The organism is Pseudomonas sp. SMV71 (genome assembly GCF_052042015.1).
In the GTDB taxonomy this organism is placed as follows: Bacteria; Pseudomonadota; Gammaproteobacteria; order Pseudomonadales; family Pseudomonadaceae; genus Aquipseudomonas.
Window position 1 is genome coordinate 1 of record NZ_JBKGGU010000006.1, and the last position, 12,787, is coordinate 12,787.

General features: G+C 61.4%; 7 protein-coding genes. 6 read left to right on the plus strand and 1 reads right to left on the minus strand.

Translation table 11 applies throughout. From position 1 onward, the window contains the following. The first annotated feature begins 101 nt into the window (after positions 1 to 101). The 6 genes from recC (at position 102) to ACLEJQ_RS07265 (ending at position 11,811) form a co-directional block, all read left to right on the plus strand. Positions 102 to 3,554: an exodeoxyribonuclease V subunit gamma gene (recC, locus tag ACLEJQ_RS07240; RefSeq protein ID WP_440793552.1), complete on the plus strand. Its 3,453-nt coding sequence runs from the start codon at positions 102 to 104 to the stop codon at positions 3,552 to 3,554. Beyond that, positions 3,551 to 7,240: an exodeoxyribonuclease V subunit beta gene (gene recB / locus ACLEJQ_RS07245; protein ID WP_440793554.1), complete on the plus strand. Its 3,690-nt coding sequence runs from the start codon at positions 3,551 to 3,553 to the stop codon at positions 7,238 to 7,240. The genes recC and recB overlap by 4 nt, the downstream gene beginning before the upstream one ends. Next, entirely contained in the window at positions 7,237 to 9,330 is a 2,094-nt protein-coding gene (gene recD, locus ACLEJQ_RS07250; RefSeq protein WP_440793556.1) for an exodeoxyribonuclease V subunit alpha, read from the plus strand. The genes recB and recD overlap by 4 nt, the downstream gene beginning before the upstream one ends. A gap of 133 nt (positions 9,331 to 9,463) precedes the next feature. After that, positions 9,464 to 10,036, plus strand: coding sequence for a YfiR family protein (locus tag ACLEJQ_RS07255; protein WP_440793558.1), 573 nt, complete (start codon positions 9,464 to 9,466; stop codon positions 10,034 to 10,036). Further along, positions 10,033 to 11,301, plus strand: a complete 1,269-nt coding sequence (locus ACLEJQ_RS07260) for a diguanylate cyclase domain-containing protein (RefSeq protein WP_440793560.1) — start codon at positions 10,033 to 10,035, stop codon at positions 11,299 to 11,301. Before ACLEJQ_RS07255 ends, ACLEJQ_RS07260 begins: the two co-directional genes overlap by 4 nt. Before the next feature lie 54 nt (positions 11,302 to 11,355). Continuing rightward, entirely contained in the window at positions 11,356 to 11,811 is a 456-nt protein-coding gene (locus ACLEJQ_RS07265) for an OmpA family protein (RefSeq protein ID WP_440793940.1), read from the plus strand. Here ACLEJQ_RS07265 and ACLEJQ_RS07270 read toward each other — a convergent pair. Next, on the minus strand, positions 11,808 to 12,755 hold the full coding sequence (locus ACLEJQ_RS07270) for a LysR family transcriptional regulator (RefSeq protein ID WP_440793562.1): 948 nt from the start codon (positions 12,753 to 12,755) through the stop codon (positions 11,808 to 11,810). The genes ACLEJQ_RS07265 and ACLEJQ_RS07270 overlap by 4 nt on opposite strands. Between the last annotated feature and the right edge of the window lie 32 nt (positions 12,756 to 12,787).

Sequence of the window (12,787 nt, forward strand, 5' to 3'; positions counted from 1 at the left end):
GGGAAAGTTCTTACGACAGGCTCGGAAAGCTTCCGGCTGCCACAGCCCCCCGACAGTGCTAAGGTTCTGCCCTGGTTTTTGCATTTTCAAGGATGCCCTCCATGCCGGACGCAACGTCCCTAAACCCAGCTTTCATGGTGATCCATGGGAATCGCATTGATGAGTTGCGCAGTCTGGTCATCAGCTTGATGCGGCGCTATCCGCTGGCACCCCTTGAGAATGAAATCGCGCTGGTACAAAGCAATGGCATTGCCCAATGGCTCAAGCTGGCATTGGCTGAGGACCCTGAAGATGATGACTCCGGCGGTTGTGGTATCGCTGCGGCCATTGATGTGCAACTGCCGGGCAGCTTCATGTGGCAACTTTATCGAACCGTGCTCGGCAGGGACCAGATCCCGGCCAAGTCCCTGCTGGACAAAGCACCGCTGACCTGGAGGTTGATGCGCCTGCTACCACAGTTGATCGAACAGCCCCATTTCGAGCCACTGCGACGCTTCCTCACCCACGACACCGACTTACGCAAACGCTATCAATTGTCCGAGCGCTTGGCGGACCTGTTCGACCAGTATCAGGTATACCGGGCCGACTGGCTTGAAGACTGGGCGGACGGTCGGCACCAGACCAGAAATGTCCGAGGCGAAATCAAGCCGCTCGCACCAGCAAACTGCTGGCAAGCCGAACTATGGCGAGCCTTGTTGCTGGACGTCGGCGAACAAGGCATGGCCCAAAGTCGTGCAGGTGTCCACCAGCGCTATCTCGAACGCATCAACAGCCTGCAGGTTGCTCCGAAGGACCTGCCCTCGCGGGTGATCGTATTCGGCATTTCTTCGTTGCCTGCCCAGGCACTCGAGGCGTTGGCCGGTCTGTCTCGATTTAGTCAGGTTCTGCTGTGCGTTCATAACCCGTGCCGCCACCACTGGGCGGACATCGTTGCGGACAAGGACCTTCTGCGCCATCAGTACAAACGCCAGGCACGCAAGGCCGGCATGCCTGTTTCACTCGATTCCCAGACGTTGCATCAACATGCTCATCCGTTATTGGCCGCCTGGGGCAAGCAGGGGCGTGACTATATCAACCTGCTCGACAGCTACGATGACCCCAACAGTTATCGCTCGGTGTTTCGCGATGGCCGCATCGACCTGTTCAGCGAAGGGAACCCCACGACCCTTCTCGGTCAGTTGCAGGATGACATCCTTGAGCTTCGCCCGCTCAACGAAACCCGAGAGCAATGGCCTGCCGTCGATACGACGCGAGACGGGTCCATTCGCTTTCATGTCGCCCATAGTGCGCAGCGTGAAGTGGAGATTCTTCATGATCAGTTGCTGGCTCACTTCAGCGCAGATCCTTCCCTGCGGCCTCGGGATATCATCGTCATGGTCCCGGACATCGACAGTTATGCACCGCATATACGCGCGGTGTTCGGCCAGCTCGATCGAACAGATCCTCGATTCATTCCGTTTACCCTGACCGACCAGGGCCAGCGTGGACGTGACCCGCTGCTGATCGCCGTCGAGCATTTGCTCAAGCTTCCCGACAGTCGCTTCCCGGTCAGCGAAATTCTCGATTTGCTGGATGTCCCGGCGCTGCGTGAGCGATTCGGCATCGACGAGGCCGACCTGCCTACGCTGCACCGCTGGATCGAAGGAGCAGGCATACGCTGGGGAATGAGTGCCGAGCATCGTGCCGGGCTCGGTTTGCCCGCTGAGCTTGAGCAGAACAGCTGGCGTTTCGGTCTGCGTCGCATGTTGCTGGGGTACGCCGTGGGCAGCTCGGACGCCTATGCGGGTATCGAGCCCTACGACGAAATCGGCGGGTTGGATGCGGCGTTGATCGGGCCCTTGGTCGCTTTGCTGGATGCGCTCGAAGTTGCTCATCAGGAGCTCACCCAACCTGCCTCACCGCAACAATGGGGTTCGCGTCTGCACGATCTGGTGCAGCTGTTCTTCCAGGCGAGCAACGAGCATGACGACTATCTGCTCGCCCAACTCGAAGACCTGCGTGAAACCTGGCTGGAAACCTGCGAGTCGGTGGGGCTGCATGATGAGTTGCCGCTGACGGTGGTGCGCGAGGCCTGGCTAGCCGGGCTGGACCAGGGGCGATTGTCCCAGCGTTTCCTGGCCGGAGCGGTCAACTTTTGTACCTTGATGCCGATGCGTGCAATTCCCTTCAAGCTGGTGTGCCTGCTGGGAATGAATGATGGTGACTACCCGCGCGCCCAGCCGCCATTGGATTTCGATCTCATGGGCACCGACTATCGGCCGGGCGATCGTTCCCGACGTGAGGATGATCGCTATCTGTTGCTGGAGGCCCTGCTTTCGGCCCGTGAAAAGCTCTACATCAGTTGGGTCGGGCGCAGTATCCGGGATAACAGTGATCGACCTGCATCGGTACTGATTGGGCAACTTCGGGATCATCTGGCCAGTGGCTGGCGGTTGGCAAGCGGTGACCAAAATCTTCTCGAGGCGCTGACCCAAGAGCATCCCTTGCAACCGTTCAGTGCCCGCTACTTCCACCAAGGCGATGAGTTGTTCAGCTACGCCCGCGAATGGCGGATGCTCCACGGCGATCAAAATCGCGCCGATAACGTCCAGGTACTGCAGCCCTATGTCCAGGAAGAGCCGTTGGGCCTTGGGCAGTTGCAGGATTTCCTGCGCAATCCCGTTCGCCATTTCTTCAGTCAGCGTCTGAAAGTGTTCTTCGAAGCCGTCGAGGCGCCCTTGGGCGACGATGAACCTTTCGTGCTTGATGCCCTGCAACGCTACAGCCTGAGCGACAGTCTGCTCGAAGCGGCCCTGATTCGTCTGGACCAGCCGGACCTTGCCCTGGCTGCCCATGCCAAGCGTTTGCAGAATAGCGGCCTGTTACCCATGGCCGGTTTCGGTGAACACATGCAACGCGAGTTGATCGAGCCGCTGCCGGACTTGATCCAGCGTTACCAACAGCTCCTGGCGTTATGGCCGACTCCGCTGACCAGTGCCGTACCTGTCAGCCTGCAATTGCACGGTGTGAGTGTCGAAGGATGGCTGGGTGGCCTGCACCAGCGCTCCGATGGGGCGGTCCTTGCCATCACCGCCATTCCCAACAGCATCGGCGCTACCAAAAGTCGAAAATGGCATCGCCTGATACGGCCCTGGGTCAATCATCTCGTGGCGTGCGCCAACGGTCTCTCATTGACGACAGCGCTGGTCGCCAGTGATGACAGCCTGCTGCTGGGGCCTTTTGAAGAGCCGGTAGCGCGCCGACTGTTGGGCGACCTGTTGCAGGCCTGGCAGGCCGGCATGCGCCAGCCGCTACCGGTCGCCGTCAAGACCGCCTTCGCCTGGCTGGGTCAGACTGAGCCGATCAAGGCTGAAGCGGCGGCTCGCAAAGCCTACGAAGGCGACGGGCAGAATTCCGAAGGCGAACGACGGGAAAGTCCGGCCCTGGCCCGGCAGTTTGCCGATTTCGATGCCTTGATGGCTGATGAAACATTTCCCGATTGGTGCGATGCGCTTTACCGACCGTTGCTTGAAGCCCCTTGGCGTTCATCGGCTGATGAGGAGGCGCGCTCATGAGTCGACAGGCACCGCTGGCTCTGGCCTTTCCGCTACGTGGCAGCCAACTGATCGAAGCCAGCGCCGGTACCGGCAAGACCTTCACCATTTCAGCGCTCTACCTGCGCCTTGTGCTCGGGCATGGCGGCTCGGCGTCCGGTTTTGGCCGTGAGCTGCTGCCGCCGCAGATCCTGGTGGTGACCTTTACGGACGCCGCCACCAAAGAGCTGCGTGAACGTATCCGCACACGCCTTGCTGAAGCCGCGCGTTTTTTCCGAGACGAAATCCCCGCTCCGGACTCATTGATCGCCCAGTTGCGTGACGAGTTTAGCGCCGAGCAATGGCCAGGCTGCGCAGACCGGTTGGACATCGCCGCGCAGTGGATGGACGAAGCGGCTGTCTCGACCATCCACAGTTGGTGTCAGCGCATGCTGCGCGAACATGCGTTCGACAGCGGCAGCCTGTTTACCCAGACCCTGGAAACCGATCACAGTGAGCTGCTTGGTGAGGTGTTGCGCGACTATTGGCGACTGTTCTGCTACTCGATGCAGGGCGAGGCGCTGAATTGGGTGCGCACGCATTGGGGAGGCCCGGCTGCGTTGCTGCCGCGGGTCAAGGGCCTGTTCAACAGCGAGCGCAACAATGCTGACGAGCTTGAGCCCGCCGAACTCATTGCGGCAGCCCTGCAGGAACGCAGCACCGCCTTGCTCGACCTCAAGGCGCCGTGGCGGCAGTGGGCCGTGGAGTTGCTGGAGATCTGCCAGCGGGGCGTCGCCAATAAAAGCGTCGACGGGCGCAAGATGCAGGCTCGTTACTTCGAGCCATGGTTCCAGAAAATCACGGCTTGGGTGGAAGATGAAAGTCTTGAGCTGTTGGACATCGGCACCGGCTTCACCCGGCTGACACCCGAGGGCATGGCCGAAGCGTGGAAAGGCGAGGTGCCCAGCCATCCCGGGTTGGACGCCATGTCCGGTCTCAAGGCCAGCCTGGATGCGTTGCCCACGCCTCACGCTGCGGTGTTGCAGCATGCCGCGCAGTGGGTCGGGGCACGCTTCGAGGCCGAGAAGCGGCGTCGTGCGGAGATGGGGTTTGACGACATGCTGCTGCGCCTCGATGCGGCTCTCCAAGCCGAAGGCGGAGAACGCCTGGCGAGCCTGATCCGCGAGCAGTTCCCGGTGGCGCTGATCGACGAATTCCAAGACACCGACCCGGTTCAATACCGGATCTTCGAGAGCATCTATCGCATTGAAGACAATAATCCGGAGACCGGGCTGTTTCTGATCGGCGATCCGAAGCAGGCGATCTATGCCTTTCGCGGTGCCGACATCTATACCTACCTGCGCGCTCGGGAGGCCACTGCCGGCAGGCTGCATACGTTGGGGACGAACTTCCGTTCAAGCCACGCCATGGTCGGTGCGGTCAACCACATTTTCCAAAACGCCGAATCCCGCTCGCAAGGGCGCGGAGCGTTTCTGTTTCGCGAGCCGTCGGGCGAGAACCCGGTGCCGTTCCTGTCCGTTGAATCCCAGGGCCGCAAAGAGGTCTTGCAGATCGCCGGCCAGGCCGTTGCGGCATTGAACATCTGGCATCTGCCGTCGGATCAGCCGTTCTCCGGTGCGGTGTACCGGCAACACCTGGCTGCGGCGTGCGCCAGTGAAATCACCGCGTTGCTCAATGGCGGCCAGTCGGGCCGCGACGGTTTTATCGTCGACGGGCAGCTGCTTCGGGGATTGCGCCCGGCGGATATTGCGATCCTGGTGCGCGACGGCAAGGAGGCGCAGGCCGTGCGAGACCAACTGTCCGCCCGGGGTGTGCGCAGCGTCTACCTGTCGGATAAGGACTCGGTCTTCGCTTCTCAGGAAGCGCGGGACTTGCTGACGTGGCTCAGAGCCTGTGCCGAACCGGATGTCGAACGACCGCTGCGGGCGGCATTGGCCAGCATCACCCTGAGTCTGCCGCTGACCGAGCTTGAGCGACTCAACCAGGATGAGCTGGCCTGGGAAAGCCGGGTCATGCAGTTCCGCGGCTATCGTACCGTCTGGCGCGCCCAGGGCGTGCTGCCTATGCTGCGGCGCCTTCTGCATGATTTCGAGTTGCCCCAGGCCTTGATGGCGCGCAGCGATGGTGAGCGGGTGCTGACCAACTTGCTGCACCTGTGCGAACTGCTGCAGCAGGCCGCCGGTGAGCTGGATGGCGAGCAAGCGTTGATCCGGCATTTGTCCGAGCACCTGGCCTTGTCCGGGCAGGCGGGGGAAGAGCAGATCCTGCGGCTGGAAAGCGATGAGCAACTGGTCAAGGTGGTCACGATTCACAAGTCCAAGGGGCTCGAGTATCCATTGGTATTCTTGCCATTCATCTGTTCGACCAAACCGGTGGATGGCAGTCGATTGCCCCTGCATTACCACGATGAGTCCGGCAAGGCGCAGATCACTCTGACGCCAACGGCGGAGTTGATCGCCAAGGCCGACGATGAGCGTCTGGCCGAAGATCTGCGATTGCTCTACGTTGCACTGACCCGCGCACAGCATGCCTGCTGGTTGGGTGTCGCGGACCTCAAGCGGGGTAACAACAATAGTTCGATCCTGCATCTGTCTGCGCTGGGCTATTTATTGGGCGGCGGTGCGCCGTTGAGCGAGTCGGCTGCGCTGCGGTGCTGGCTCGAGGACCTGCAACAAGGCAACGCCTCAATCAGTTGCCAGGAGTTGCCCGAAGTCACCGACGAGCGCTATCAGCCCCCACGTAACGAGGCCGTGCTGCTCGAGCCTTTGGTGCCGACGCGCAAGGCCAGCGAGAATTGGTGGATTGCCTCTTACAGCGCGTTGCGCATTGGCGAAAGCCTGAGCGAGGGCAGCGATGCCGCCCCAGAGAATCCACAGGCGCAGAAATTGTTCGACGACGAACGACTCGATCCGGAAGCACCCAGGGAGGTGAACGCGGCGGGCGGCGATATCCACCGTTTTCCTCGCGGCCCCCATCCCGGCACCTTCCTCCACGGCTTGCTGGAATGGGCTGCCGGGGAGGGCTTTTCGGCGGAGCCTGCAGCGATCGAGGATGCCATCGCGCGGCGCTGCAATCGCCGAGGCTGGAAGGGCTGGATCACCACCCTGAGCGACTGGCTACAACATCTGGTGCAAATGCCCTTGCAAGTCGGAAATGGCCATAGACCTGTGGTCTTCTCGCAGCTGAGTCAATTCCAGGTCGAGATGGAGTTCTGGTTCGCCAGCCATAAGGTCGATGTGCAGAAGCTTGATCAACTGGTGTGCAAATTCACCCATGGCGGGGTGGCCCGCGTCGCTGCCGAACCGGTGTTGCTCAATGGCATGTTCAAAGGCTTTATCGACTTGACGTTCGAGCATGATGGCCAGTATTACGTGGCCGACTACAAGTCCAACTGGCTGGGTGTCGATGACATGGCCTACACCTCGCAGGCGATGGAACAATCGATCCTGGACAATCGCTACGACCTGCAATACGTGTTGTACCTGTTGGCCCTGCATCGCCAGCTCAAGGCCCGACTGCCCGGCTATGACTACGACCGGCATGTCGGCGGCGCGTTGTATCTGTTTCTGCGAGGCACCCGCTCCGCCAGCCAGGGTGTGTATTTCACCAAGCCGCCCCGGAGCTTGATCGAACAATTGGATCGACTGTTCCAAGGAGCGCCCGAGCCCAAGGCTGAACCGGCGTGGGTACAGGGAGAGTTGCTATGAGCCGTTCTTTTGCCGATCTGCTACCCAAGCCGTCCGATGACGAGAGCCTGGTCGATCTGGAGCCCTTGAGTCGTGCAGATGATCTGCTGTTGCTGCTTACGCGCTGGGTCGAACGCGGCTGGTTGCGTGCCCTGGACAAGGCATTCGTCACATTCCTCCATGAGCTGGCGCCCGACGATGATCCGTTGGTCTTGCTCGCGGCAGCGTTCACCAGTCATCAGTTGGGCCACGGACATGTCTGCCTGGACCTGTTCGAAACCCTCAAGGAACCGGACTTCGCCTTGTCATTGCCTCCAGAGGGTGACTTGCAGACCGGCGTGTTGCCGTCACAAATCCTGACCGGGCTGGATGGCCCTCACTGGTGCAAGGCCTTGGCTGCCAGTCCCTTGGTGGCCCTGGCGGTCGATGAAAGTGAAGAGGCCCGGCAACGTCCTTTGGTGCTGTCGGGGAAACGCCTTTATCTGCGTCGCTATTGGGGTTATGAACGGCGGATCGACGAAGCATTGCGCCAAAGGCTGGTCGAACGTGAAGCCGCGCCCGACGACCTGCGCGAGCGCTTGGACGGGTTGTTCGGGCCTGCCAGTGCCACGGGCCCGGTGGATTGGCAGAAACTGGCGTGTGCACTGGCGACCCGAGGGGCTTTCAGCATCGTGACTGGCGGGCCGGGCACCGGTAAAACCACTACGGTGGTGCGCCTGCTGGCCTTGCTCCAGGCACCCGCCGTCGAGGCAGGGAAGCCGCTGCGGATTCGCCTGGCCGCCCCCACGGGCAAGGCGGCGGCGCGCCTGACCGAGTCCATCAGCCAGCAGGTCCGGACCCTGGATGTGGACGAGTCGGTGCGCGAACGCATTCCCTGCGAAGTGACCACGGTCCATCGTCTGCTGGGCAGCCGTCCCGGCACCCGGCATTTCCGTCATCACAGCGGCAACCGGCTGCCACTGGATGTGCTGGTGGTCGATGAAGCGTCCATGATCGACCTGGAGATGATGGCCAATTTGCTGGATGCACTGCCGTCCCATGCACGACTGGTGTTGCTGGGAGACAAGGACCAGTTGGCGTCTGTAGAAGCCGGTGCGGTGCTCGGCGATCTGTGTCGAGACGCAGAGGATGGCTGGTACAGCCCCCGCACCCGTGCCTGGCTTGAGGCCGTCAGTGGTGAAAACCTCGCAACCACCGGCCTGGAGCAAGACCTCGACGCAACCCATCCCCTGGCGCAGCAAGTAGTCATGCTCAGGCATTCCCGACGTTTTGGCGAGGGCAGCGGGATCGGTCAGCTGGCGCGTTGGGTCAACCAGCAACAACCGGAAAAGGCCCGCCAGTTGTTGATGGGCGGCCAATATGCCGATCTGCTTTGCCTGGCATTGAAGGGGGAGCACGATGGGGCTCTGGAACGCTTGTTGATTGAAGGCAAGCCAGGCGGGCCTCAGGGCTACCGGCATTATCTCGATCTGCTACGGCAGCAGCGTCCGGCCAGCTCCAGGCCCCTGGAAGACAGCTGCTGGGTCGACTGGGCGCGAGAAGTCCTGTCGGCATTCGACGCGTTCCAGTTGCTTTGCGCGGTCCGCAGGGGCCCATGGGGCGTCGAGGGGCTGAACCAGCGGATCACCGCCGCGCTGCTCAAGGCCTGTCTGATCGAGAGCGATCATCAGTGGTATGAAGGACGCCCGGTCTTGATGACCCGCAACGATTACGGGCTCGGGTTGATGAATGGTGATATCGGCATCGCCCTCAAGTTGCCCGAGCGTGACGGGCCGGATGCCGGTAAGCAGGTGTTACGGGTCGCTTTTCCACGTAACGACGGCCAAGGTGGCGTGCGCTTCGTCCTGCCCAGCCGTTTGAACGATGTGGAAACCGTATATGCCATGACCGTACACAAATCCCAGGGCTCGGAATTCGCCCATACGGCGTTGATTCTCCCGGATGCGCTGAACCCGGTATTGACCAAAGAGCTGGTCTACACCGCCATTACCCGAGGCAAGCAATGGTTCAGCCTGATAGAGCCACGGTCCGGCGTATTCGAAGAAGCGGTCCGGCGCAAGGTCAAGCGCCTGAGCGGGCTGATGCTGGAGCTTGCACATGTGACCGAGTGATCGGCTTTGCGTGATCCATTTCCTACACTCGCGTTTTACCTGTTGATGTCAGAAACGTCTGTAGGACGGTGTCTCGCTGGCATTTGGGCACTGTGCTATCTTTCCGGCACTTTTTTTAAAACAAGAGATTTCCATGAAGGTGGCTGTTCGGGAGACAGTGCGCGGCAAGGGCTGGAGGCGTTATCTGCTTGCCGGTTTCCTCTGTGCAATGTCGCCTGCGGTCATGGCCCAGGAGCCGGAATCAAGCCGGGCCGAGCAACGCGCCGAAGCGGTCACCCAGGTGGTCCTGGGCATACTCAGTTATGCCCGCTGGCCCGTGGAACCAGCGCAACTGCAACTGTGCATCGTCGGGCCTACCCAATACACCGACGATCTGGTCAAAGGCACGACGCAAGCCACCGGTCGGCCCGTTACCGTGCAAAGGTTACTGATCGACCACCCGGACATCGCAACGGCCTGTAATGCGGTCTACATCGGCAAGCTGACCGGCGATGAACGCTCTCGCCTGTTTACTTCGCTGATCGGCAAGCCGGTTCTGAGCATCAGCGAAGGCGGCGACCAGTGCACTGTCGGCAGTCTGTTCTGCCTGCGGGTCGGGGACGAGCAGGTGTCGTTCGAGGTCAACCTTGACTCGGTGGCACGCAGTGGCGTGCGTATCCATCCAAGCGTCCTGCAACTTTCGCGGCGCAGGGCGACGACGCCATGAGTCGGGGCAAACCGCAGGTCCGCCCGACCCTGGGCTCAGTCATCGGCCGCGGTCATCTGATCGTCGCCTTGCTGGCGATCACGATGGCCAGCGTTTCCCTGACCCTGCTCGGGGTGCTGGCGCTGCGAGTCTATGCCGATCACAACCTGCACCTGATTGCCCGTTCGATCAGCTACACCGTGGAAGCCGCCGTGGTCTTCGATGACTCGGCTGCGGCCACCGAAGCGCTCGCGCTGATTGCCTCCACCGAGGAGGTCGCCGATGCCCAGGTGTTCAATGCGAATGGCCGTCTGCTGGCGCGCTGGCAACGACCGGAAACCGGTTTGTTGTCGGAACTGGAGATGCACATTGCCAAGGCCTTTCTAGAAAAGCCCATCAGCCTGCCGATTGTTCATCAAGGGCAGAATATTGGCCGGATTCTGCTGGCCGGCCACGGCGGTAGCCTATTGCGCTTTTTACTCAGCGGCCTGGCGGGAATCATCCTGTGCACGGCGGTGAGCGCCTGGGTGGCGCTTTATCTGGCGCGGCGCCAACTGCGAGCAATCACCGGGCCGTTGCGCCGACTGGCCGAAGTGGCGCACGCCGCGCGCAGTGAACGCGCGTTGGACCGACGCGTGCCGCCAGCGGCCATCGCCGAGCTGGATAATTTGGGCAATGACTTCAACGCACTGCTCGATGAGTTGGAATCCTGGCAGACCCACCTACAAAGCGAGAACGAAACCCTCGCTCACCAGGCCAGTCACGACAGCCTGACCGGGTTGCCGAACCGGGCGTTTTTCGAAGGCCGGCTGATCCGCGCCTTGCGCAATGCCAGCAAGCTCAACGAGCAGGTCGCTGTGCTCTATCTGGACAGTGATCGCTTCAAGGGCATCAATGACAATTTCGGCCACGCCGCCGGTGACGCGGTGCTCACGGCAGTGGCGACCCGGGTCCGGGCGCAGCTGCGCGAGGATGATCTGGTGGCACGCCTGGGCGGCGACGAGTTCGCCGTGCTGCTGACGCCCCTGCACAAAACCGAGGATGCCGAGCGGATCGCAGAGAAAATCATTGCCAGCATGGAGATGCCGATCCAGTTGCCCGGCAATGCCTCGGTGCTGACCTCCCTCAGTATCGGCATTGCCGTTTACCCGGATGATGGTGCCACCCCCGGCACCTTGCTCAATGCCGCCGACGCGGCAATGTACCAGGCCAAGCGCCTCGCCCGAGGCGGCCAACACACGGCGGGGGCGGATAACCCTGTCGCTGATCTTCAAACCAGGAGCTAACTCGTGCGTTCATTCCATCGATCCAGCCTGCACCGGTTCGTCGCGTTTCTGTTCATGGCCGTCGTCGCTCTGACCGGCTGCCAGACTGCCCCACCCCCCAAAGGTCTGACTCCGGCACAGATCGCGGTACTCAAGGAACAGGGTTTCAAACTGACCGACGAAGGCTGGGCCTTCGGGCTGTCAGGCAAGGTGCTGTTTGGCAGTGATGTGGAAAGCCTGAACACGGCGAGCAGCGAGATTGTGCAGCGAATCGGCAAGGCGCTGGTGCTCGCTGGAATCGAACGGGTACGCGTCGATGGGCATACCGACGCCTCCGGCTCCCAGGCCTATAACGAACAGCTGTCGATACGCCGCGCCAACAGCGTGGGCCAGGTGCTGACGGGTGTGGGGATGCGCGAAGAGAACATCCAACTGCGCGGCCTCGGCAGCAGCAATCCGGTGGCCTCCAATGACACGGCCAGCGGACGCACCGAAAACCGCCGTGTCGCCATCGTAGTCATCGCCGATTAATCGGCGAATACCATCACAGGGTTTTCACCCATCAGCAAAGGCTGGTTCCGCTCGGTCACTTCCCTGATGTAATCCCACAGCAACGTGATCCGCTTGAGCTTGCGCAAGTCCTCCCGGCAGTACATCCAGAACTGCCGGGTGACGGTGATTTCCTCCGGCAGCACCGGCAACAGACGTGGGTCCTGGGCGGCAAGGAAGCACGGCAGAATCGCCAGCGAGCGTCCCTGCTGTGCCGCCACGAACTGTGCGATCACGCTGGTGCTGCGCAGATGGGCGTTGGCGCCGGGCAGGACGTTGGCCAGGTAGAGCAGCTCCGAGCTGAACGCCAGGTCGTCTACGTAACTGATGAATGAGTGCTGGCTCAGGTCTGCCGGACGCTGGATCGGCGGGTGGCTATCCAGGTACGGCTGAGTGGCGTAGAGCTGCAATCGGTAGTCGCACAGTTTGCAGCAGACATAGGGTCCATGTTCGGGACGTTCCAGGGCGATGACGATGTCGGCTTCGCGCTTGGACAGGCTGATGAAGTGCGGCAGCGGCAGGATGTCCACCGAAATGGCCGGGTAGGCATCGACAAAGTGGCTCAGTTGCGGGGTGATGAAAAAACTGCCGAAGCCTTCGGTGCAGCCCATTCGCACGTGCCCGGACAGCGCGACGCCCGAACCCGAAACCTGCTCGCAGGCCATGTGCAGGGTGCTTTCTATCGACTCGGCGTAACCCAGCAGACGCTGGCCTTCGGCCGTGAGGACGAAGCCATTGGTCCGGGATTTTTCGAAAAGCAGCGTGCCCAACGAGGCTTCCAGCGAACTGATGCGTCGCGACACTGTGGTGTAGTCGACTGCCAGGCGCTTGGCCGCCGTGCTGGCTTTGCGGGTGCGGGCCACTTCGAGAAAAAACTTCAGGTCGTCCCAATTCAACGAGCCCAGCGAGGTGATGTTTTTTTGCATGATGGACCGGCTTTTATGTGCATTCTTATTGG